General features: G+C 32.3%; 22 protein-coding genes. 11 read left to right on the forward strand and 11 right to left on the reverse strand.

The window, feature by feature from the left end:
* The first annotated feature begins 102 nt into the window (after positions 1 to 102).
* The 4 genes from gdpS (at position 103) to pepT (ending at position 4,231) form a co-directional block, all read left to right on the forward strand.
* Positions 103 to 1,173 (forward strand): GGDEF domain-containing protein GdpS, encoded by a 1,071-nt coding sequence (gene gdpS, locus D9V42_RS06510; protein ID WP_029377679.1) that lies wholly within the window; start codon positions 103 to 105, stop codon positions 1,171 to 1,173.
* Positions 1,174 to 1,705: 532 nt separating this feature from the next.
* The gene (locus tag D9V42_RS06515) at positions 1,706 to 2,467 is read left to right on the forward strand and encodes a threonine/serine exporter family protein (protein WP_107554919.1); all 762 of its coding nucleotides are present in this window, start codon (positions 1,706 to 1,708) and stop codon (positions 2,465 to 2,467) included.
* Positions 2,468 to 2,485: 18 nt separating this feature from the next.
* Complete coding sequence (locus D9V42_RS06520; RefSeq protein ID WP_017722511.1) at positions 2,486 to 2,986, forward strand: threonine/serine exporter family protein; 501 nt, start codon at positions 2,486 to 2,488, stop codon at positions 2,984 to 2,986.
* Positions 2,987 to 2,998: 12 nt separating this feature from the next.
* Positions 2,999 to 4,231: a peptidase T gene (gene pepT, locus D9V42_RS06525; RefSeq protein ID WP_107554920.1), complete on the forward strand. Its 1,233-nt coding sequence runs from the start codon at positions 2,999 to 3,001 to the stop codon at positions 4,229 to 4,231.
* A 195-nt stretch (positions 4,232 to 4,426) separates the two neighbouring features.
* On the opposite strand, the gene D9V42_RS06530 is transcribed toward pepT, so the two are convergent.
* The 3 genes from D9V42_RS06530 to D9V42_RS06540 all read right to left on the reverse strand — a co-directional run bounded on the left by D9V42_RS06530 (position 4,427) and on the right by D9V42_RS06540 (position 7,197).
* A complete protein-coding gene (locus D9V42_RS06530; protein WP_107554921.1) occupies positions 4,427 to 5,551 on the reverse strand; it encodes a glycerate kinase in 1,125 nt (374 codons plus the stop codon).
* A 277-nt stretch (positions 5,552 to 5,828) separates the two neighbouring features.
* A complete protein-coding gene (gene ytxJ, locus D9V42_RS06535; protein WP_017722514.1) occupies positions 5,829 to 6,149 on the reverse strand; it encodes a bacillithiol system redox-active protein YtxJ in 321 nt (106 codons plus the stop codon).
* Between the two features lie 154 nt (positions 6,150 to 6,303).
* Positions 6,304 to 7,197 (reverse strand): EMYY motif lipoprotein, encoded by an 894-nt coding sequence (locus D9V42_RS06540; RefSeq protein ID WP_122064024.1) that lies wholly within the window; start codon positions 7,195 to 7,197, stop codon positions 6,304 to 6,306.
* A 127-nt stretch (positions 7,198 to 7,324) separates the two neighbouring features.
* On the opposite strand from D9V42_RS06540, the gene D9V42_RS06545 reads away from it, so the two are divergent.
* From D9V42_RS06545 to D9V42_RS06555, 3 genes are all read left to right on the forward strand, one after another.
* Positions 7,325 to 7,867 (forward strand): GrpB family protein, encoded by a 543-nt coding sequence (locus D9V42_RS06545; RefSeq protein ID WP_107554923.1) that lies wholly within the window; start codon positions 7,325 to 7,327, stop codon positions 7,865 to 7,867.
* Between the two features lie 231 nt (positions 7,868 to 8,098).
* On the forward strand, positions 8,099 to 9,019 hold the full coding sequence (gene murB, locus D9V42_RS06550; RefSeq protein ID WP_107554924.1) for a UDP-N-acetylmuramate dehydrogenase: 921 nt from the start codon (positions 8,099 to 8,101) through the stop codon (positions 9,017 to 9,019).
* 14 nt (positions 9,020 to 9,033) lie between these two features.
* Entirely contained in the window at positions 9,034 to 9,348 is a 315-nt protein-coding gene (locus D9V42_RS06555) for a CHY zinc finger protein (protein WP_122064027.1), read from the forward strand.
* Positions 9,349 to 9,629: 281 nt separating this feature from the next.
* Here the strand turns inward: D9V42_RS06555 and D9V42_RS06560 are convergent, their stop codons facing one another.
* The 8 genes from D9V42_RS06560 to nrdI form a co-directional block, all read right to left on the reverse strand.
* Positions 9,630 to 9,956 (reverse strand): PH domain-containing protein, encoded by a 327-nt coding sequence (locus tag D9V42_RS06560; protein WP_107531877.1) that lies wholly within the window; start codon positions 9,954 to 9,956, stop codon positions 9,630 to 9,632.
* A 319-nt stretch (positions 9,957 to 10,275) separates the two neighbouring features.
* Positions 10,276 to 11,322 carry a ferrated catecholamine ABC transporter substrate-binding lipoprotein SstD gene (locus tag D9V42_RS06565; protein WP_122064030.1) on the reverse strand — a complete coding sequence of 349 codons (1,047 nt, stop codon included), beginning with the start codon at positions 11,320 to 11,322 and terminating at the stop codon, positions 10,276 to 10,278.
* Between the two features lie 100 nt (positions 11,323 to 11,422).
* Positions 11,423 to 12,223 carry an iron ABC transporter ATP-binding protein gene (locus D9V42_RS06570; RefSeq protein ID WP_107554927.1) on the reverse strand — a complete coding sequence of 267 codons (801 nt, stop codon included), beginning with the start codon at positions 12,221 to 12,223 and terminating at the stop codon, positions 11,423 to 11,425.
* Complete coding sequence (locus tag D9V42_RS06575; RefSeq protein WP_122064033.1) at positions 12,220 to 13,179, reverse strand: iron chelate uptake ABC transporter family permease subunit; 960 nt, start codon at positions 13,177 to 13,179, stop codon at positions 12,220 to 12,222. The genes D9V42_RS06570 and D9V42_RS06575 overlap by 4 nt, the downstream gene beginning before the upstream one ends.
* The gene (locus D9V42_RS06580) at positions 13,169 to 14,137 is read right to left on the reverse strand and encodes an ABC transporter permease (protein WP_107554929.1); all 969 of its coding nucleotides are present in this window, start codon (positions 14,135 to 14,137) and stop codon (positions 13,169 to 13,171) included. The genes D9V42_RS06575 and D9V42_RS06580 overlap by 11 nt, the downstream gene beginning before the upstream one ends.
* 397 nt (positions 14,138 to 14,534) lie before the next feature.
* Positions 14,535 to 15,503, reverse strand: a complete 969-nt coding sequence (gene nrdF / locus D9V42_RS06585; protein ID WP_107531939.1) for a class 1b ribonucleoside-diphosphate reductase subunit beta — start codon at positions 15,501 to 15,503, stop codon at positions 14,535 to 14,537.
* Positions 15,504 to 15,618: 115 nt separating this feature from the next.
* Positions 15,619 to 17,724: a class 1b ribonucleoside-diphosphate reductase subunit alpha gene (gene nrdE, locus D9V42_RS06590; protein ID WP_122064036.1), complete on the reverse strand. Its 2,106-nt coding sequence runs from the start codon at positions 17,722 to 17,724 to the stop codon at positions 15,619 to 15,621.
* A complete protein-coding gene (nrdI, locus tag D9V42_RS06595; protein WP_017722526.1) occupies positions 17,687 to 18,085 on the reverse strand; it encodes a class Ib ribonucleoside-diphosphate reductase assembly flavoprotein NrdI in 399 nt (132 codons plus the stop codon). The genes nrdE and nrdI overlap by 38 nt, the downstream gene beginning before the upstream one ends.
* Positions 18,086 to 18,805: 720 nt before the next feature.
* On the opposite strand from nrdI, the gene D9V42_RS06600 reads away from it, so the two are divergent.
* The 4 genes from D9V42_RS06600 (at position 18,806) to D9V42_RS06615 (ending at position 23,913) form a co-directional block, all read left to right on the forward strand.
* Entirely contained in the window at positions 18,806 to 19,687 is an 882-nt protein-coding gene (locus D9V42_RS06600; protein WP_122064038.1) for a DMT family transporter, read from the forward strand.
* Between the two features lie 20 nt (positions 19,688 to 19,707).
* Entirely contained in the window at positions 19,708 to 20,208 is a 501-nt protein-coding gene (gene queF, locus D9V42_RS06605; protein ID WP_029377697.1) for a preQ(1) synthase, read from the forward strand.
* Between the two features lie 184 nt (positions 20,209 to 20,392).
* Positions 20,393 to 21,907 (forward strand): peptide MFS transporter, encoded by a 1,515-nt coding sequence (locus tag D9V42_RS06610; RefSeq protein WP_107554932.1) that lies wholly within the window; start codon positions 20,393 to 20,395, stop codon positions 21,905 to 21,907.
* Between the two features lie 497 nt (positions 21,908 to 22,404).
* Complete coding sequence (locus tag D9V42_RS06615; protein WP_122064041.1) at positions 22,405 to 23,913, forward strand: peptide MFS transporter; 1,509 nt, start codon at positions 22,405 to 22,407, stop codon at positions 23,911 to 23,913.
* Positions 23,914 to 24,431: the final 518 nt, after the last annotated feature.

Raw genomic sequence — 24,431 nt, forward strand, 5'->3', positions numbered from 1 at the left:
ATATTAAGTGAATGTTATAAATTTCTATTTTCATTAAGATGACAAATTGTAAGTTTTCACTTACAATAACAAAGTGCTAAACAAAGAGGAGTGTAAAGTTAAATGTTTGAAGCTATTATTTACAATATTTCTGTTACAGTAGCAGGTATCTATTTATTTCACCGCTTACAGTATTCAGAGAATAAAAACATGGTGTTTTCTAAAGAATATGTTACAGTTTTAATGACCATAGTAGCACTTTTACTATCCGCTTACCCCGTGCCACTATTTAACCAATACACACTTTACTTAACCTTTATACCTATACTCTTCCTAGGTAGGTATACGAACATGTTTTACACTGTGCTTTCAGCATTAATCGTAGGGTTAGTAAATGTTCTAATTGGTGATTATACTATCATTGCGGCTATGATACTCATCGTTATCGCTGTGATTGTTGGTGCTGTTGGCCCATTTTTAAAACAAAATGACATTATTTCACTACAAATTCTTAACGCGATTACACTTGTTATTTTCTTTATTTTATCACTCATAAGTCCATATTACGAAATTACAGAAGTATTGTTCCTAATACCTATATCATTTATATTAATGATTACTTCGTCAATAACATTTGTCGATATTTGGTATTTTTTCTCCTTAGTAAATCGTTATGAAAATGAAGATAAATTTGATTATTTAACAGGTTTAGGTAACGTTAAAGAATTCGATAGACACCTTAATGAAACGACAAGCATCGCTGAAAAAAATAACCAAAGTATCGGGCTGTTACTCATCGATATCGATGGATTTAAAGATGTAAACGATAAATTTTCGCATCAATCTGGTGATGCAGTACTAAGGCAAGTTGCACAACTACTCAAAAACTATGTACCACAAGAATTTAGTATTTATCGTAATGGCGGCGAGGAATTCTCTATCGTTTTATACGATTACACGTTAGACCAATGTGTTAAATTAAGTGAGAGTATACGTGGTGGTGTAGAACAATCAACTTTCCATCTACCTAATAAAGAAGTTATTAAATTATCTGTTTCAATAGGTGTTGGTTATTTAACTGCCGATGACTACAAGTCACAACGTAAAGTATTTAAAATTGCAGATGATATGTTGCATATGGCTAAAAATGAAGGCCGAAATCAAGTGATGTTTAATCCTATTGTTAAACTTTAAAGCCTTTTAAAGTAAATTCAGTTTTAATTGTGACTATATAAGTTCAGTTCATATCACTTACGTTAAACATAACTCATTAGTTGTTCCAGCTTAAACTACTTCCCTGGCACCTCACAACATGACTTATATCAAAAAAGACAAACACTCAGCAGAGCGTGTTTGTCTTTTTTGATATAGCTAAATCCCTATCAAAGCTTATTACTACTTTGAATGAACTATAACTCAAATTTAAACAACTATGTATGAATCAAACTGTCAATTACTTCATTTACAATTACCATTAAATTTTCATATTTAGCATTCATCAAATTGTTATGACAAACTGCATTAATATCATACGGTAATTTCTAACGTTAAAATCTTTAACTAAAACTTTCATTTATATAAACTGTTATAGTTATACAATTGAGTTTGTTACAATATATAATGGAATATTAAAAAATGATGACGGCGTATGAATTGCTATTGAAAGTTTCAATTGTACACTGTAAACTTTCAATTGTTCTAAAAAATTTTCAGGAGGTGCAAAGCTATGTCAGATTCAATTACGATTATTGATGAAGATAAAGTCATTGATGTCGTGCTTATTGCAGGAAGAATTTTACTTGAAAGTGGCGCTGAAACATACCGCGTTGAAGACACGATGACACGTATAGCTGCAAGTTTTGGTTTAGATGATACATATAGCTTTGTGACATCTACTGCAATCATTTTTTCACTAAATAACCGTACTAATACACGGCTTATTAGAATTCGCGAACGTACCACAGACTTAGAAAAAATTGCTTTGACTAATAGTCTCTCACGAAAAATTTCTAATAATGAACTGAATATAGATCAAGCAAAATCTGAACTGGTACATTTGCACCACGCTTCTTTACAATATTCATCCCTAACTAATTTCTTGGCAGCACCGATTGCATGTGGTTTTTTTCTATTTATGTTTGGTGGAATCATCCAAGACTTTATTTTCGCTATCCTTGCTGGCGCGGGTGCCTTTTTAACCTTTAATTATGTGCAACGTTACATACAGATTAAATTCTTTTCTGAGTTTATTAGTGCAGCAGTGGTGATTATGATAGCCTCTGCTTTCACAAAAATAGGTTGGGCACATAATCAAGATATCATAACCATTGCTGGCGTTATGCCTCTTGTACCTGGTATTTTGATTACCAACGCCATACGTGATTTAATGGCAGGCGAATTACTTGCTGGTATGTCACGTGGTGTTGAAGCGGCATTAACTTCATTCGCCATTGGCGCTGGCGTTGCCATAGTATTATTAATATTTTAAAAAAGGAGTGCTAACATCATGGCCATTGTCTATTATTTTTCACAATTTATAATTAGCTTTCTTGCAACAATGCTATTTTCAATTCTGTTCAATGCACCAAGACGCCTCCTTTTAGCCTGTGGTTTTGTAGGCGCAATGGGTTGGATTATCTATAAGTTGACGTTTGATGCTGACTTAGGTAAAGTCCTAGCTTCTTTTTTAGGTAGTTTTATCTTAGCTTTAATGAGTCATGTTATGAGTAGACGTTACAAACGACCTGTAATTATCTTCATTGTACCTGGTATTATTCCACTTGTACCAGGTGGCTTAGCGTATGAAGCTACACGATTCTTAGTCAGTAATGAATACACACACGCCGTTAATACATTTTTAGAAGTAACTTTAATTTCAGGGGCAATTGCTTTTGGTATTTTATGTGCAGAGATTATTTATTATATCTATACACGGATAAAACAACATTATGGTAAAATGAATGGCAAAACCTATAAAAAATCTTACAATATGAACAATAGAGCTTAAAGGGGTGTTTTTATGAAACAAGACATAATTGAAAGACTGACAAGATACGTAACTATTGACACACAATCCAATCCAGAATCTAATACAACACCATCTACAGAGAAACAGTGGGATTTATTAAACTTATTAAATGATGAATTGACTGACTTTGGGTTAGAGACAGATATCGATGAACAAGGCTACTTATTTGCCACATTAGAAAGCAATGTCGATGATGATATACCGACTGTTGGTTTTTTAGCACATGTCGATACATCGCCAGACTTTAACGCTACGAATGTCAATCCACAAATCATTGAAGCTTATGATGGTAAACCAATTCAACTTGGAGATACGAACCGCGTTTTAAGCCAAGATGTTTTTCCAAATATGAAAAATGTCGAAGGTCATACGCTTATGGTTACAGATGGCACTTCATTATTAGGCGCTGATGATAAAGCTGGTGTAGTTGAGATTATGGAAGCTTTAAAATACTTAACTTCACATCCTGAAATTAAACATGGACGTATCCGTGTAGCATTTACCCCAGATGAAGAAATCGGTAGAGGACCTCATGAATTTGATGTCGAACGCTTTAACGCTGACTTTGCCTACACAATGGATGGTAGTGAATATGGTGAATTACAATATGAAAGCTTTAATGCTGCTGAAGCAATCGTAACTTGTCATGGTGTCAACGTGCATCCAGGTTCAGCTAAAGATGCCATGATTAATGCTGTATTATTAGGCCAGCAATTTAATTCATTACTTCCACCAAACGAAGTCCCTGAAAGAACTGAAGGTTATGAAGGTTTTTATCATTTGATGAAGATGAATGGCGACGTTGAAAAAACAACACTTCATTATATTATTCGTGATCACGACAGTAATCAATTTGACTTACGTAAGAAACGTTTAGTCGAAATTAAAAATGATATCAACACGCATTTTGAAGACAATCCTATTGAAATTGAAATCAATGATCAATATTATAATATGGGTGAAAAAATTTCGGCAAATCCACATGTTATTGATATACCAAAACGTGTTTTTACTAAATTAGACATCCCAGCCAATACCGCGCCAATTCGTGGAGGTACAGATGGTTCACAACTCTCTTATATGGGATTACCTACACCAAATATCTTTACTGGCTGTGATAATTTCCATGGTCCTTTCGAATATGCATCTATTGATGTAATGGAGAAAGCGATTGAAGTTATTATCGGTATTGCAGAAGAAGTCGTACAAACATATCAAAAATAATTATATTTATACTAAAATAGGTTCCAGGACATATAAAGATGTCTCGGAACCTTAATTTTTTATCATGCTTAACATCATATTTTTCACTAAAATGATAACGGCATAACGAATGTAGTTACCAAAAACGATTTATCGTTTCAGTAGCTTAAGATACATTCTAAAAAGAAAACTAGCCATGCATTTTAATCACTTAATCTATTGGTTGATATCAAAATGCGTCTTCAATAACTTAATTGCTTGAACAGTATAATGTCTAATTTGAATTCCCATTTTAAAATCCGTAAAACTTTCTGGCATTTCTATAAATGTATTAAACATTGCTGTAACACCTATCGATTCAAATAAGTCAAACTTATCATCAGTGGCACAAATGGCTATTGATGGTTTATTATATTTTGTAGCTAATTCCGCTAGACGTACCGTTGTTGTTTCAAGTATTTGATCTGCTTCATTTATACCTTCACCAAAAATGATTAAATCTGCTTGCTCTATTAATGCATCTAAATGTGTTATTTGGTCTACAAGTTCATGACTAGTCATGATTTCTGCATTATAGAGCGCATTTAATACTGCAGCGATGCCACCGCCTGCGCCCCCTCTTTGTACTGGGCCAAGCACAAGTCTTAGCTCACTTTTGAACATTTCACTTAAATACCAAATTAAGTTATCAATTTCGGCAGCATTTTCACGCGTTACCCCATAAGTTTCATACGTTTGCATTATTTCACTATTCTTACCGTAAATTTTACTATCAAAATCTGACATTAATTGAAAACGTACATTGTTTAAGTTGGGATGTAACCCAGAAATATCGATTTTGCGGATATATTTTAACTTATTACTACCTTGTCGCAAATCAATTTCTTGTGCTTCATCATCGTAAAACTTAGCACCCAGTGCTTGTAACATACCTGCACCGCCATCAAAGCTACCGATGCCACCAAGTGAAATAACAATATGCGTCGCATCATTCTCTAAAGCATCTACAATCACTTCTCCCAGACCATAGCTTGTACGTTCATTGATTGGCTTTTGACCTTTCAAAAATAGATTACCCTCAATCACAGTCATACCGCTATCTGTAATGCCATACACTGCTTCTACCTCTTGCATATCAGCATCATGTGTTGTCATTCTATATTTAGTACCTGACTGCCAAAGAAAGACAGAATCCATAAGCTCATGACGACCATTAAATAAAGGCACTTGTACTATGTCTGCTTTTTCAATTTGGCTAGCTACCGCTTCTTCAACATAACGATTCGCTTGATAGCTGGAAATAATTCCATTAAATTCATCCATCGCAACTAAAACTTTCATTTTGTCACCTCTAGTATTTTTATTTAAAATTTGTTAATTAATAAAAGTAAAAATTAGGTACATAATCAGTTTTCCATTTTTATACCCCAGTTTATATATGAACACCATTTGTTTTGTCCATATATGTGTAAACGATAAAATCGTAGTCTACATTTCTTATTCAATTATTTATTATACATGCCAGACGAAAATTTTTCACATTATAAGAAACGCTTGTTAAACACCTACCTCAATGATAAGCGCTTAACAAGCGTTTAAATCTGTATTTTTTTGTCGTTTATTCTTCTGCGCTTGCTAATGTTGAAACGTTAATGTCACCGTGACTCGCATTCCAAATCGCTTGTCCCTTAACAAAATAAAATGCTTGTGGCGATTCATGTTTCACACTTGTTTTTTCTTCTATATAATCAGATAATTCTCTTTCTTGTTGTACAATTAAATAGTAACCATCCATATCTCTTTCATATAAAAATTTGTTGAATTGGTCAATTGCATTTGCTGAAATTGGGCATGTTTCGCTATGTTTCAGTACAAATACATATTTGTTTTCATTAATAATTTGCTCAAACTGGTCAATCGAACTCAGCTTTATAGCCATTCTATTCACCTCTAAAAATATTTAACACACAGTGATGTTTCAAAAAGTGTGAAATTTACACGATATACTCATATCATTGTTTCCAATTATACACAACTCTCTTTTTGTTGTTAACTGTTTATTTAAAATTTTATAACTTTGGTAAAAAACCTTTTTAATTAAAGTCTTCTTTCACATTATTATATTCTTTGTCAAAATCAGCGTCAAACTTCTCTAGATCTTCACCCTTTTTCGGTAAATCTTTAGCGTTGATTTTATCTAATTGTTCGCTAATATCTATCGTTTCTTTTCGAGTTTCATAATAATTTTGTAAGCTGTAATACATTTCTATGGCATTTTTACGTGCATCATTGACATAATTATTTGTAATTGCTGTTTTATTCAAATCTTTAATCTGTTTATCAATTAAAGGCATAATTTGTGTTTCTATAGACTGTTTTACTTTGGTAGCATCCGTTGAGTCTGCTTCTTTTTCAGCTGTGTTTCTCAACTCTTTATTATTTTGCTCTAATTTATGTTTGAAATTATTTACATCTGTTGTCGAGCCAGCATCACTTGCTTTTTGCATATGTGCTTCAACTTGAGATCTATTTTTTTCAAATAACTTAGTATAGTCTAAGATATCTTCATTTGCCTTAACTGCTTGATTACATAAATCTATGAAGTTTTTTAAGTCATTAATAGCAGCTTTTTTATCTTTCACTGACTTTAAATAGGCTGATTTTAATTCTTTGGTTTCTTCAGAATCAGCAGGTAGCTTTTTCGCAGCCGCTTCATAATTATCGAGTTTAGGGACCAATTTACTATTTACTCTATTTTGCAATTCGTTAAATTCTTTTTTGTTCTTGTCTGTCATATCTGTCTTGCTTAAATCATCTAAACGCTTTAAGTGAATATCATCTATGACTTTTTTCAGTTCATTTTCCTTGGATTTTACGTCATTAAGCGTGCTATCAAAGTCTTTAAATTCGGTAGATCCTTCATTGCCACATGCGCTTAGTGTAATTGAAAAACAAAACAATAAAACAATGCAAATTATTTTTTTCATTTCTGCACTCCTTATCATTCAGTATTATACAGAAACTTATTTAACTTGAAAATGATATATGATATATTGTTTCAGAATTTACAGTTTAACAGTTCTATCATAACATTGAAAGGCGTGGACAACCTACATGTATTCTCATATCCAACCATTAATAACAGCAGACCATAGCAACATTTATCGACAACGATACCAAGAACTAAGCGACATCCTCTTCAACTTGCTTGATACACCTGTTAAATCAACACATCATATCGGTGGGACTTCACACTTTAATTATCCAACCGAGCCTATTCTAGATATATTAGTGGGTGTAAATAATTTACATGACATTACATCCTTAGATGAAAAACGTTTGAATTATGAAGGGTTCTACCGCTTGCACCATCCATATAAGAAAAAAGTGGTTATGGCACAATTTAATAACTTAATAGAATTAAAGCAAGTAGCTCGTTTACATATTATACAAAAGGACTCAAAACTTTATAATGACTACTTGCAAACAAATCTTTTACTCAGTAAAAATGGCTCTTTAATCACAACATTTGGCGAAGCAAAACAAGCTGCTGCACATACTGCTACAAATATACGTGACTATGAAAACCAGAAACAACGACTATTTGACAATGTCACAAAACATTTAAGTAGCAGCATAAAAAATACTGATAAATAATTCATTATGTTTAAAAATTGAAATGACACTATAGAAATGAATAACTTTATTTTTTATAACGTACATATGTAATTTAAGTCATTTTACCTTAATATCTAGTTTTCACAGGAAATCTCTTTAATGTTTCATTAAAGTTAAAAAAATCATGCATATTTTCCTAAGATTTTAGCCAAGCGCGTAAATCATTGGTATAATAAATAAATGAATTCAACAAGAAAGGATGTTCTATAGTTGCATAAAGATAACATCTTAAAGGAATTAAAAGCAATTGTACCATCAGAAATTATTAAAATTGATGAACCCTTAAAAAAATATACATATACGCAGACTGGTGGTAAGGCTGATTATTATCTTTCTCCTACCAAAAACGAACATGTTCAAGCCATTGTTCACTATGCCTATACTAAAGATATTCCTGTGACCTATTTAGGGAATGGTTCTAATATTATTATTCGCGAAGGTGGTATTCGCGGAATTGTTATTAGCTTACTTTCACTTGATTATATCGATGTATCAGATGATGCAATTATTTCTGGTAGTGGCGCAGCAATCATAGATGTTTCACGTACTGCAAGAGATCATGCGCTAACAGGACTTGAATTTGCATGCGGTATCCCTGGTTCTATAGGTGGCGCTGTATTTATGAATGCAGGTGCTTATGGCGGAGAAGTAAAAGATTGTATTGATTATGCGCTTTGTGTAAATGATAAAGGCGAATTAATTACATTAACGAATAAAGAGTTGGAATTAGATTATCGTAATAGCATTGTGCAACAAAAACACTTAGTAGTCTTAGAAGCTGCATTTACACTTGCACCTGGCAATCTAGACGAAATACAAGCGACTATGGATGATTTGACCGAGAGAAGAGAAACAAAACAGCCATTAGAATATCCGTCATGTGGCAGTGTTTTCCAACGTCCTCCAGGCCATTTTGCAGGCAAATTAATTCAAGACTCTGATTTACAAGGTCATCGTATAGGCGGTGTTGAAGTATCTAAAAAGCATGCTGGTTTTATGGTAAACGTTGATAAAGGGACCGCTACTGACTACGAAGATTTGATTCACCACGTTCAAGAAGTTGTAAAAGAAAAATTTGACGTTGATCTCCATCCTGAAGTGAGAATCATTGGAGACCACCCTGTTGATTAATAGGAGTAAAGATTATGATTAATGTATATGGTTCTACAGTAGATAATGAATCTCGGTGTACACATTACCAAACACCGTTAGATATCATTGCGATTAAATTCAAATGTTGTAACAAATACTATCCTTGCTACAAATGTCATAACGAACATGAAAGCCATAGCATACAACGATGGGATTCAGATGAATTTAATGAAAAGGCAATTTTATGTGGCGTTTGCCATCATGAAATGACTATAAATGATTATATGATGATTGAAGCTTGTCCCGAGTGTGATGAACATTTTAACAATCGTTGTAAGTATCACTATCATTTATATTTTTCAGTTTAATTAACCATTTAACAATACGTGTTACATCTTTTTTATTAAACAGAAGATGTAACACGTATTTTTTTACAGTTTCTTTGATTTCAAAGTCTTGATCATTACACTTTGCTTATGATACTTTCCTGTGATTTTGGATAAAATTAAACAGCCCCCCACAAAAATTAAAGGTGCTGTTCATTTTAAGTATTTGTATTTATGTACCAAAGTATTTCATCTGTTATAACTTCAATTATTAAATTCACAATTTCACACTTTGATTGATTGCCAATGTTCCAGATACTCAATTAATGATCTATTTTATCACTAACAAATTGAACGAAGGTCTCTACGTCGCCTTTTTGAATATTTTTCATGGGCATTGGTCCAATATTAAATTTAAAATTAATCTTTTCGCCATCGTAATCAATTGATTCTATTTCGTTATACGCGATACTTCTATAATAAAATTCACCGTTCATATCCACATTCAAGATAACTCTTTCACTTGTAGCTATAAAAGCACCTTCAAATTCGGAAGAACCTTGTACAGCATATTCTATTGTACCTAATACATTAGGTCCCTTTTTCTCAGTTGGATATAAATCATTTGGATTAACATTGTCTAATATCATGTATTTCAATCCCCCTACATTCATTGTTTTGATTTTTACAAGTTGATGTTAGAGGTTTATTTTCTAAAAATCACCTTGTATTCGTTCCATTATTATAACATTACTACCTTAATGTTTAATAATATATTGATCTCACTTAAAATCAATATCACACACATGTTCCATTATCATTTTCAATATTATTATAAATTTGATTTTAACTCAGCGATTCTATTACTTTTTAATAGTGCATTAGACTAGTTTCGCAAATTAAAAAGAGAGCCTGGTATATTCCAGACTCTCTTTTCAGACGTGCCCCCACAAATGACGTCCTTTAACTTTATTTTTCTAAAGCTTTCTCAACTTCTTCAATTTGTTTAATTGCTGTTGTTGTAGAACCACTTGCAAAGTACCAAAGTTTAGGATCTAGCTCATACACTTTGTTATCTTTAATTGCATCTACATCTTTAATTACATCATTACCTAATGCATTTTTAGCTGTTGATTTACCACCAATTGCTTGTCCACGGTCCATAGCAAAGATAATGCTCGGATTTTTCTCTGCTACATATTCATTAGTGACATTTTGACCATGTTTACTATTTTTAATATTATCATCAGCTGGTGTGAAGCCCATTGTGTCAAATATCATTGCACCGAAACGTTCACCTGATCCGAATGTTGATAATTCACCTTCGTTTACTAATAAGAATAAAGCTTTGTTATCTTTTAAATCTTTTGTTTTATCTTTAATGCCAGCAATTTTATCATCTAATTTTTTAGTTAGTGATTTGGCTTTGTCTTCTTTATCATAAATTTTACCTAAAATTTCAGTATTCTTTTTCAATGAATTGATTTCATCTTTATCGTCTACACCAACGTAAACGACTTTTGCATCTGGTGCAGCTTTTTTAAATTCATCTAGATTTTTTTTGTTCGCTGTACGTCCAGAAATATAAATAACTTCTGGTTTAGCTTCAGCAACTTTATCGAAATTAACTTCTTTTAGACTTCCAGTATTTAAATATTTTTCATCTTTGAAATCACTTAAGAAATCTGGCAATGATTTATTACCTTCACCTTTAGGAAGTGCTTTAACTTTATCTTCAAGTCCCATTTCTTTCATTGTATCTAATGTTCCATAATCAAAAACAACTGCATTTTTTGGGTTTTTAGGAACTTCTACAGTTTCCTTAACCGCTTTAGCATCACTACCATCACGTTTTTCTCCACTTGCTTGATAGTTATTTTCAACCTTTACAGTTTTATTTGAACTTTCACCTTTTGAATCAGCTTCTGAATTCTTTTTATCGTCTGATCCGCCATTATTACATGCTACTAATAAAAACATTAACCCTACTACTAATAATAAACCTAATTTTTTCATGTGCTTAACTCCTCCTGGATTTCTAAATGATGTATTCCTTTTATGTCCCTAAAAGTTAACAACGTTACAGTTGCATCACTCCCCTCAAAGTCACCATTAATTACATTGAATGTGCCAATACTAAATCTTGATGAGCTGTTAACTCATCGTAATAAACACATATACGTTGTCCTCGAATTTCTTCAATTCTAACATCCATATCATATAATGTTTTTAACACATCTGTTTGGATAACATCATCTTTCGTACTTGCTTTTACAAGTTGACCGTCTTTTAATGCGATGATGTCATCCGAATAGCACGATGCAAAGTTAATATCATGAATGACAACGACTATCGTTTTGTTCAAGTCTTGTGCGAGCCTACGCAGTGTTTGCATAATCTGTACCGAATGTTTCATATCAAGATTATTCAATGGCTCATCTAACAATATGTATTCCGTATCTTGAGCAATCGTCATAGCTACATAAGCTCGTTGACGTTGACCGCCAGAGAGTGTTTTTAAATAACGATTTCTTATTTCATTTAATTGTAATAGATCTAAGGCATATTCAACTTGATCTCTATCTTCTTGTTTTAATCGACCTTTTGAATGTGGAAAGCGTCCAAATTTTACAAGTTCTTCAACAGTTATATTTAATTCTGTATGATTAGTTTGTTTTAAAATTGCTAATTTTTTAGCTAAATCATTACTTTTATAATCTGTAATTAATTTTCCTTCAATTTCAATCGTACCTGCTTCAAAATCTATCAACCTTGTTATAGCTGACAGGAGTGTGCTCTTCCCTGCACCATTTGGACCTATCATAGTTGTCAATTTCCCTTTGTTGATTTCAACGTTAATATTCTGCAAAATCGCTTTATCTTGTATCGTCTTATTAAGGCCTTGAACTTTAATCAATGCGCATGTCTCCTTTTTATTAACAGATAAATGAAGTAACTTCCACCAACTAAATCAATGATTATGCTAACTTGTGTAGTTGCTTCAAAGAAATTTTCAACGACTGCTTGGGCTAAAATTAAACTTAACCAACTAATACAAATCGTTGCTGGCAAAATATACTTATGTTGATATGTTTTCATTAATTCATGTGCTAAATTGACCGTTAGTAATCCCAAGAACGTGATAGGACCAACTAAAGCTGTTGATATTGATACCAACACTGAAACTAGAATTAATAATAATCGTGTTAACGTTTTATATGATATACCTAAGTTAATCGCTTGGTCCCTACCTAATAACAGTACATCTAAATACGGTATTGCATAAACAGTAATTAGAATAAGAATGATCAGTATAATGCCACATAGAGTTACGAGCTTACTGTTAGAAGCATCAAAATTTGCAAACATCGCACTTTGAACTGCTAAGAAATCTTCTGGATTTATAATTAATTCTAAAAAACCTGTAATACTTCTAAAGAAAGTTCCTAAAATGATACCAACCAGTAATATGAAATACACTGATACATCGCCAATTCTAAAAATACCTTGAAATAGTAATAAAGAAAATCCAATCATAACTATTAAAGAAATTAAAAAGCTTAAGTATATATCTGTAACAAATACTGATTGTACACCGAATACAAATACAATAAGAACTTTTACAAACATATAAATTGCATCTAATCCCATAATAGAAGGTGTTAGTAACCTATTGGTCGTAATTGCTTGGAAAATAACTACAGATGCCGCTATTGCACCACCTACTAAAACCATAAGTATGAGCTTTCTCAAGCGACTAGTAAATTGATATTGGAATATTTCAAAATCAATACCTATGACAAGGTAAACCGCTGCTACTATGACTGTACATGCAATTAAGATGTACATTTTTGTTTTAGCGCTAATTTGCATAGTTATGTCTTCCTTTCATTAGCAAGATTAAGAAAATAATAGTGCCAAAGACACCAATTGTTAAACCAATATTAATCTCATATGGATAAACAATCAGTCTGCCGACAATGTCTGAAAACATAACAAAAATTGCACCTAACATCGCTGTATGTGGTAAAGCATTTTTCAAATGATCTCCTCTAAAGATCGAGACAATGTTTGGAACAATAAGTCCTAAGAAAGGTAATGTTCCTACAGTAACAACAACTAAGGCTGTGATTGTGGCTGTAATAAATAATCCAATGTTAATAACTCTTTCATAGTTAACACCCAAATTATTACTGAAATCTTTCCCCATTCCTGCGATTGTAAAATGATTCGCAAAAATATATGTAAATATTAGTAACGGAATACTTAAGTATAAAATTTCGTATCTTCCACTCGTAATAATGGCAAAGTTGCCATTTAACCAGTTACCGATACTTTGAACGGTATTCGTTCTAAGCGCTATAAAAGTCGCAAAACTCGAAACAATACCACCGAGCATGATACCTAACAGCGGAATAAAAATAACATCGGTAAAGCGAATATATTGAACTAACTTTACAAATAAAAAAGTACCCGCAATACTCAAGACTACTGCAAAAACTAATTTAATCATGATATTTTCTTGAGGGAAAAATATCATTGATATTAGGATACCTAGTTTCGCCCATTCCATAGTTCCAGCTGTAGTTGGACTTACAAATTTATTTTGCATCATTTGTTGCATGATCAAGCCAGCAAGTGCTAGCGTACTACCTGATATTAATATACTGACAGTTCTTGGAATTCTACTTGAGACAATAATATTCATTTGCTCTTTAGACAGTGTGAAAATGTCAGTAATAGAAACCTTACTCACACCTATAAAAAGAGAAAGGATAGTAAGTAATGATAAAATGATAGCTAAAACTATACCATTTAATAAGAATTTCATAATGATGTACCTCTAATCCTTTCATAATTGCGAATTATTCATGATGTTAACCAATGGTTATGATAATCATTATCAGTGATTATCATAAAATTTTACCATTTTTAAACGTAAATTCAATAGTAATCAGTGATTTAAATAAAAGTATTTAATTGCAAACTATATACAAAAAATATTAAATTTACTATTTATCATTTATTTGAAATTTTATTCTATTGCTATGAGTTATTTAACTATTTATTTGGATAGCTTTTCCATTAATTTCTTGCTGAAATATTTAATGGGCTAAAAGTAGCTACTCATTACCATATAAAATAAGCCTTCTAAAAGTTTAACTTTTAGAAGGCTTATTGGTTTTATAATCATTATTAGCACACTAGGCTAATCTTATATTTATACTTTAGTCTTCGAAAACAAAGTCTTCGTCTTTTAACGCTTCAACGTTTAAAGCTAATGTGTAGCCATCACCTTTTACGGAGAAGAAGTCATGGTTTTTAGTAGTAGTATCTAAAGCATTTTCAATGATTGGATTAAATTCACGTTCTTCGAAATATGGATCAAATCCTAAGTTAGACAGTGCTTTGTTGCCATTGTATCTAACATAGTTCAGTACATCTTCAGATAGACCAATATCATCATAAAGTGAATGTGTATAAGCAACTTCATTTCTATATAAATCTTCTAATAATTTATACATTTCTTGATCTGCTTGTTGTTTTTCACTTTCTGAAAGTTCATTGCGTAAACTTTGTGCATCCATACCAGTAAATACACCATGAATAGATTCATCTAATAATATTTTACGGATGATTTCTCCAGATGTAGTCATTTTACCTTGTCCTGCAAGATATAATGGGTAATAGAAACCAGAATAGAATAAGAATGTTTCTAAGAATACGCTTGACACGCGTGCCATATATTGATCATAAATCGAAGCTTCTTTGCCCCATAATTTATGATAATTATCAATAATTTTATCTGATTTATATTTCAAATGAGGTTCTTCAATAACCCATTTGTCTAATAAATAGTTTGTTTCACTAGAAGGTAGTAATGTAGTAAAAATATGCGAATAACTTTTAGCGTGAATTTGTTCCATCATCGCCATAAACGAATAAACGGCTTTCTTACGTAAATCTGTCGTGTGTAACATGATCAGTGGCATACCATCATCTGCTTGATGAGTATCTAAGCCTGTTAATCCTGCTAAGGCTTTTTTAAATGCTTCTTTCTCAGGTTCAGATAACGTCTTCCAGCTTGCAATATCTTTAGATACTTTAAATTCCGTTTCTACCCACATTTGTGAAATATTTTGTCGCCAAAACATATTAGTCATGTCTTCTTGTGTATTCCAATTAACTGCTTTCATTTAGATAATGTCCCCTATCTAGTAAAAATTTAATTAAAGCAGTGATTGACAGCCTAATCTAATTCTTAGACTAGACTGTTCTATATAATCACTTAACTTGGCTCTTATTGCTAAATTATATTGAACAACTTGTACATTCTTCAACACTCAATAATTTATTTCTAGTGTAATATAAAGATTTTAATCCTTTATGATGTGCATATACATAAAGTCTAGATAGTTCACGTGTAGAAATTTCAGAATTTACATATAAAATTGTTGAAATACCTTGATCCACGTGCGTTTGAATCGTTGAGATTAAATCTATTAATTTCATTTGATCTGTATTAAATGCAGATTTATAGTACCACATTGTCTCTGGTGATAAGAATGGCATTGGATAGAACGTCTCTGCATTACCATACGTACGGCGTTCAATTTGGTCAACGATTGGCATAACTGAACTAGTTGCATTTTGTACATATGAAATACTTTGTGTAGGTGCAATGGCTAAACGATATGCATGGAATAAACCATGTGTTTCAACTTCTTTTTGTAAAGCTTTCCAATCTTCAGCTGTTGGAACATCAAAACCTTCAAATAATTTACGAACTTTTTCATATTTTGCTTCAAAGTTTTGAGTTGTGTAGAATGCGAAGTATTTACCATTTGCGTAATCAGATTTTTCGAAGTCTTTGTATACTTCTTGTCTTTCTTTAGCAATTTCCATTGAACGTTCAATAGAATAATAGTTCATCATCATAAAGAAAATGTTAACGAAATCTTTTGCTTCTTCAGATTCATAACCAATTTTATTTTTAGCTAAGTAACCATGTAGATTCATTACACCTAATCCTACTGAATGTAACTCCCTATTAGCTTTTCTAACGCCAGGTGCATTCTGAATATCCGCTTCATCACTAACAACCGTTAAAGCATCCATACCAGTGTGTACTGAGTCTTTGAATTTACCTGATTCCATCACATTAACAATATTTAATGAACCTAGATTACATGAGATGTCACGCTTAATTTCATCTTCAGTGCCGTAATCATTAATAATAGAAGTCTCTTGTAATTGGAAAATTTCAGTACATAAGTTACTCATTTTAATTTGTCCAATATCAGAGTTAGCATGCACTTTGTTTGCATTATCTTTAAACATTAAATAGGGATAGCCTGATTGTAATTGTGTTTGTGCAATCATATTTAACATTTCACGTGCGTCTTTTTTCTTCTTATCAACATTTGGGTTAGCAACAAGTTCATCGTAATATTCATCTAAGTTAATATCATCTAAAGTAACACCGTATTCTTTATAAATTGTGTGCGGTGCAAACATGTGGAAATCTTTGCCTTCTTTTGCAAGATCAAAGAACTTAGATGGCACAATTAACCCTGTTGAAATTGTAGACAAACGTAAATCTTCATCAGCGTTTACTTTTTTCGTATCTAAAAACTCTTCCACATCGTAATGGAAAATATTTAAATAAACTGCACCCGCGCCAGGACGTTGTCCAAGTTGATCTGCATAGCTAAAGCCACCTTCAAGTGATTTTGCAACTGGAAGTACACCTTTGGCAACGCCTTTAATACCTTTAATCGCTTCACCACGTGCGCGTAACTTAGATAAATTAATAGCAACACCGCCACCAATTTTACTTAATTGTTTAGCTGTTGAATCAATGAAATTAATTGAATTTAAACTGTCATCTGTTTCAAGTAAGAAACAAGATACAAGTTCACCACGACGAGCACGACCAGCATTTAAGAATGTAGGTGTTGCCGGTTGGTAACGTTGCTCAACCATTGCTGAAATAAATTGTTTAGCCGTCGCTTTATGACCATTTGCTAGATATAATGCAACAATTGCTACGTGTTGCTTGTAATCTTCTAAATATTGACTTTTATCGTTTGTTTTTAAAGCATAATCTTTGAAAAACTTACTTGCAGACATGTAACTCGCAAATTTAAACGGAATACTTTTAGCGTAATCTGTTATTTCTATCAAATCTGCTTCTGAATATTTTGCAAATAAGTCAAAATAGAAATCATTATCAACGAGATAGTGAAGGCGTTCGATTTCAGTATCAAAGTATATCGTTTTGTCTTCTATTTCTTCTAAATATACTGCTAATGCTTCTTGATCCTTTTCTAAATTAAAAAAGCCATTATCTTTACGTTTAGTAACCTCGTTATTTAACTCAATATGATTGTATTTCTTCTCGTCCATAATCTTCATTGAAATGCCCCACCTTATCTTTAAATTCGCTAATATCATTTTGTGTTCCTTGTACCTCAAATTTCATTAATAAAGGAACTTGATATTTTTCTGATATAGACCGTCCAGCTTTCGCAAAGTTTTGACCCCAATTGCGATTTCCGCTCGCTGCAACGCCTTTTAATAAATTTTTATTTACATCTAAAAATGACTGAACTGGTTGTGGTACTTCACCAAATCCTATCGTTCCAGTGACCAATATGAATGGTTCTTCAATTTTCTCAGAACAATTACTCTGTGTAATTTCCATCACATTTGTAAGCTCAGTTTTTTTGATGAATCTGCGCACATTGCCGGAAAATGAAAAATAGACAACCTTCATTGGACCACCTTCTTTCTATATTTAACTCATATTTTATTAATGAAAAATCACAACTATAAAATCGAACTATTGCAATTCATACTTAAAGGATGATAGGTAACATTAACTTTTGGAGTGAACCACTATATATAGTAAACTTGTTATCTATATATTGGTATGTAAAAAATCATTAATTAAGTATTTATGCTTGATTTGTCATTATTAAACGCTCTCAATGGTGTTATTTTACTTAAAATTTGGTTTATTATAAATAAAGTGACCACGTATATAAACCACAATATATTGTGGTTCGTTTTGACCATCAATACTATATTATGTGTTTCATTATACATAATTCAGAACCTTATTTAAAGACCTTTGTTTTTGACAAAATGTTGAAGAACAGAGATAAATGGCACCAATTCAACTTTAAACTGATATTTTCGGTTACAAAAAAATTTTTTTCTAAATTTAAGGTTTTTTCATTTGCTTTTTTTGAAAATCTTGTAACGCTTGATTTAGCGTGGTTTAGGTATTAAACCCCTTCACATTGTCCACAACACATATCACACAAACTATAAATTCTATTTGGATAAATTATAAATCGCTATACCAAAAACAGAACATTTGTTCGTTTATATAATCATAATATAGTTTCCTCAGACTTTCAAGGATATATACATATTCTAGAAATATATGCTAATATATATACGTTAAAAACTAACAATTGAGGCGATACATGTGAATCCTAAAGTTAAGGGTATCATTGCTATACTAATTTCAGCAGTTGGTTTTAGCTTTATGTCTGTTTTCTTCAGGCTAGCTGGTGACTTACCAGTATATCAAAAATCACTTGCTCGAAATTTAGTGGCAATGTTTATACCTATGTATTTTATTTTCAAATATAAACAACCCCTATTTGGTAAACTCAGTAGTCAACCCCTGTTGATTTCACGTTCAACATTAGGTTTGATTGGTGTTTTGCTAAATATTTATGCCATAGATCATATGATTCTAAGCGATGCTGATACTTTAATGAAGTTAAATCCATTTTGGACTATTTTACTTAGTTTAATATTTTTAAATGAAAAGGTTCGTAACTATCAATTTATAGCTATGATCGTAGCTATAGCAGGCATGTTATTTGTGATAAAACCAGAATTTTCATCATCTATGTTTCCAGCTATAGCAGGGTTATTATCTGGTATATTTGCAGCAAGTGCTTACACTTGTGTCAGGGCACTTAGTACACGCGAAGCACCCTATACGATTGTATTCTATTTTTCATTCTTTTCCATTATAGTTCTGATACCATTTACTATATTTACATTTGAGCCAATGACAATGACTCAGGTATGGTATTTAATCGGTGCTGGTCTATCAGCTGCCGCAGGTCAAATCGGTATTACGCTTGCTTATAGCTATGCACCTGCTAAAGATATTTCTATCTTTACTTATGCATCTATTATCTTTACCGCTTTATTTGGTTTCATCTTATTTGGTGAATCACCAGACTTTTACGCAGTACTCGGCTATATGATTATCATTGGGTCTAGTTACTATATGTTTGAAAAAGCACGAAGACAACCTACTACAATTCAAAAAGCAGAACAAAAACCATAAATTTAAAGGAGTTTTCAATTATGAGCGAAGGACGTAACACAGAAGATTTACAAGATATTACTTTACTTGGCAATCAAAATAATAAATATGAATTCGACTATGACCCAGCAGTCTTAGAATCATTTGATAACAAACATCCAGGACGTGACTACTTTGTAAAATTTAATTGTCCAGAATTCACATCACTTTGTCCAATTACGGGCCAACCTGATTTTGCGACAATTTATATTTCTTATATACCAAATGTAAAAATGGTTGAGTCAAAATCATTAAAACTATACTTATTTAGTTTTAGAAATCACGGTGATTTCCATGAAGATTGTATGAATATCATTATGAATGACTTAATTGAATTAATGGACCCTCACTATATCGAAGTTTGGGGCAAATTCACGCCTCGTGGTGGTATTTCAATCGATCCTTATACGAATTATGGTCGCCCAGATTCTAAGTATGAAAAAATGGCAGAACATCGTTTAATGAATCACGATTTATATCCTGAAAAAATAGATAACCGTTAATTCTCTATTTCCATAAACTATCAAAGAAACTTGACTACATGACATCTTTGATAGTTTATTTTTTTATATTTTTTTATCATTAATTAACTGATTATTCATTAAATTTTGTACTTTTCATATATACACTTGTTATTTTTGTAAAAACGGTATAGAATAAATCCAACCGTTTAGGGGGAGGGAATTTATGAAAAAGATTGATTACACACACGAAGAAATAATGAAAAGTATTCCAAACAAAGGTTTCTTCGGACATCCAAAAGGACTAAGCACACTATTCTTCACTGAATTTTGGGAGAGATTCAGTTACTATGGTATGAAAGCCATTTTAATCTTTTACTTATATTATAGTGTAGCTGAAGGTGGTTTCGGATTAAGCCAAGCCGTCGCGATGCAAATCGTTGCAATATACGGTACCTTAATCTACATGTCAGGCGTGATTGGCGGTTGGATTGCTGATAGGGTTACCGGCACTCAAAATGCCGTTTTCTATGGTGGTATCCTAATCATGCTTGGTCATTTATTACTATCATTACCAAATAATTTAACATTAGTCATGATTGCATTAGCTGTCATCATTGCAGGTACGGGTTTGCTAAAACCAAATATCTCAACTACAGTTGGTGAATTATATGATCGTAATGATGTACGCCGAGACGCTGCATTTACATTATTCTATATGGGAATCAACTTAGGTAGCTTACTTGCACCGTTATTAACTGGTTTCTTACAAACTAGAATTAGTTTCCACGCAGGTTTCTTAGCTGCTGCAATCGGTATGTTCTGTGGTTTAGTTGTCTATGCGATTAAACGTAAGAAAAACTTAGGTTTTGCTGGACGTAACGTCCCAAATCCATTAACAAGACCAGAGCTTAAGAAATTCGGTTTTATATCTGGTGGTGTCATCTTATTATTTTTAGTTTATTTATTAGTTTTACATTTATTCAATGCACTGACGCTTGAAAACTTCAGTTTCTTAATTACTATTTTAGGTATCGTATTACCTATTTACATTTTTATTAACATGATTGTAAGTAAAGATGTAACTAAAGATGAGCGTTCACGTGTATATAGTTACGTACCACTGTACATAACATCTGTAGCTTTTTGGATGATTCAAGAACAAGGCTCAACCATTTTAGCAACGTTTGCAGATAAAAAAACACAATTAGAAATGTCAGTCCTTACCAATGGATTATTTGACTTTACAATCCCAGCAGCTTGGGCACAATCCTTAAATCCAATATTTATCGTTGTATTAGCACCAGTATTTGCAACATTATGGATGAAATTAGGCAAACACAACCCGCCTACTGTATATAAATTTGCATTAGGTGCAATTATTGCTGGACTATCATATTTAGTCATGATTATTCCGTTAGCTACAGGCAATGAGTTAATTAATCCATTATGGCTTGTACTGAGTTTCTTATTAATAACAATCGGTGAACTTTGTATCTCGCCTGTCGGTTTATCAACAACTACAAAATTAGCACCTATTACATTCACAGCACGTATGATGAGCTTATGGATGCTTAGTAACGCAACTGCACAAGGACTTAACGCACAACTCGTTGTTGTCTATACTAAAATGGATCAAAGTGATTACTTCTTGTATTCAGGTCTTGTTGCGGTAGTTATCGGTGTATTATTACTGCTCATTTCACCAAAAGTGAAACGCGCAATGAAAGGCGTTTATTAATTAACTTAATTGAACAGATGACTAGGAGAAATAATTTTATATACGGTGTAACTATGCTTCTGTCATCTATATTTAACTTGATTAACAGCCCAAGACAATATTGTCTTGGGCTGTTTTCTCTTACGTTCAATTCTGACTACCTTTAAAAGCAGTTGATTTGAAATATCCCTGCCTTATATCTTTATCCCACTAATACATTGCTGATCCTTATACATATGCGCTGTAGCCAGATTACTCCTAACCGCATCTCTAACCTCTTTCAGCGTGAGCATACCATTCTTAACTAAAAATCCAACAGAAGCATCACCAATTTTATACATTCTATGAACACCACATTTTATATTTACTGGAATATAAAAATTATGCTATATTAACTAAAATTTATCAGAATATTCAGAATATTGCTATTTTGAGAATATTATTGCAATTAAATTTAATTAAGCGTAAAATCTTTTTTATACATTTTTATTGGGAGCAAGGAAGGACGGGAATGTTTTATGCAAGATAAATATACCTCACAAGATCCAACAGTCGAATCAATTCCTCAAAAAGGTTTTTTTGGTCATCCTAAAGGACTCGGTGTTTTATTTTTCGTAGAATTTTGGGAAAGATTTAGCTACTATGGTATGCGTGCATTATTAATCTTCTATATGTATTTCGCTATCAAAGATGGTGGCTTAGGCATGGATAAAAGCACTGCACAATCAGTAATGGCTGTGTATGGTGCATTAATTTATATGACCTCAGTACTTGGAGGTTGGATTTCAGATAGAATTACCGGTACACGAAAAGCCACATTTTATGGTGGTGTATTAATTATTATTGGTCACATTTTCTTAAGTTTACCATTAGATGTTATCGGACTATTTATCTCAATGTTTTTCATTATAATTGGTTCAGGTTTAATGAAACCAAGTATTTCAAATATTGTTGGTAGACTATATCCAGAGAATGACACGCGCATAGATGCAGGTTTTGTTATTTTCTATATGTCAGTAAACTTAGGAGCATTAATTTCTCCTATAATTTTAAATCAATTTGTAGATAGTGGGAATTTCCATGCCGGCTTCTTAATCGCAGCCTTTGGTATGGCACTTGGTTTAATTTGGTACATGATTTTCAACAAGAAAAACATTGGCGATGTGGGTACAAAACCTACTAATCCATTAAATCAACAAGAAAAGAAAAAATATGGCTTAATATTTGCAGTTATAGCGCTAATTATTGCCGCTGTATTAATAATTACTGGTTTAACAGGTACACTTTCATTTAATATCGTCAGTACAACTGTATTAGTACTCGGTATCGCATTACCTATCATTTACTTTACAATTATGATACGCAGCAAAGAAGTAACAGACGATGAACGTTCACGTGTTATTGCTTTTATACCGTTGTTTGTTTTAGGTGTTTTATTCTGGTCTATTCAAGAACAAGGCGCAAATGTGCTTAACTTATTTGCCTTTGAAAGCAGTGATATGAAATTAAATATTTTTGGATGGAAGACAGACTTCGGTCCAACACTTTTCCAATCTATTAATCCATTGTTTATCGTATTATTAGCTCCAGTTGTTTCAATTATATGGGCGAAAATGGCTCGACGCCAACCAAGCATAGCCACAAAATTTGTTTTAGGTGCCTTATTAGCTGGTGCTTCATATATCATGATTGGTTTAATCGGACACTCCGCAGACGGTTCAATGTTAAGTGTTAACTGGGTTATCCTTTCCTATATCATCTGTGTAATTGGTGAACTATGCTTATCACCAACTGGTAATAGTGCCGCTGTTAAATTAGCACCAAAAGCGTTTAACACACAAATGATGAGTTTATGGTTATTAACAAATGCATGTGCACAAGCGATTAATGGTACACTTGTTCATTTAATCGAACCACTAGGCTATAAAAACTATTTCTTATTCTTAGGTGCTATCGCAATTGTCGTAAGTCTTATTGTGCTTGCTTTTGTACCAAAAATTGTTAGAGGCATGAGAGGCATTAAATAATTTCAATTCGAACATAAATAAACCTCAGGTGATAGTCACCTGGGGTTTATTGTTTATATTCGTATAGTTATTTTTGAAAATAACATGGGTATTTCTGATTAAAGTTGACGCTTTTATCAATGGATATATTCGACATAAGAAACACTGCCGCTATTTAATTTATATTTTATAATCTTTTTAGTGTAATATGAGCAATCATTTGGGGAGATGCCTGTGGGAAGCGTACTAGCCAAAGACTAAAGGCTAATACTGTTCTTACGGAAAGCCTGTACAACAAAACTGCCGACAAATTCGAAGACTTTATCGACAGTAAGAAATAAACCAAATGCTTAAACAAGTGTTTAATTTATTTCTAATTTATCTATAGGTGTAAAATACAGGTCAGCGCTCATTTTTCTAACATCAACCAATATCAAATTTACGCGTTAACTTTAGAATATCTTAATACATGTACATAAAAAGAACCAAATACATCATCTCACTACGAGCTCATATTTATGAATACGACTTGCTATTTG

The sequence above is a fragment of the Staphylococcus pseudoxylosus genome, from assembly GCF_003697915.1.
GTDB lineage: Bacteria > Bacillota > Bacilli > Staphylococcales > Staphylococcaceae > Staphylococcus > Staphylococcus pseudoxylosus.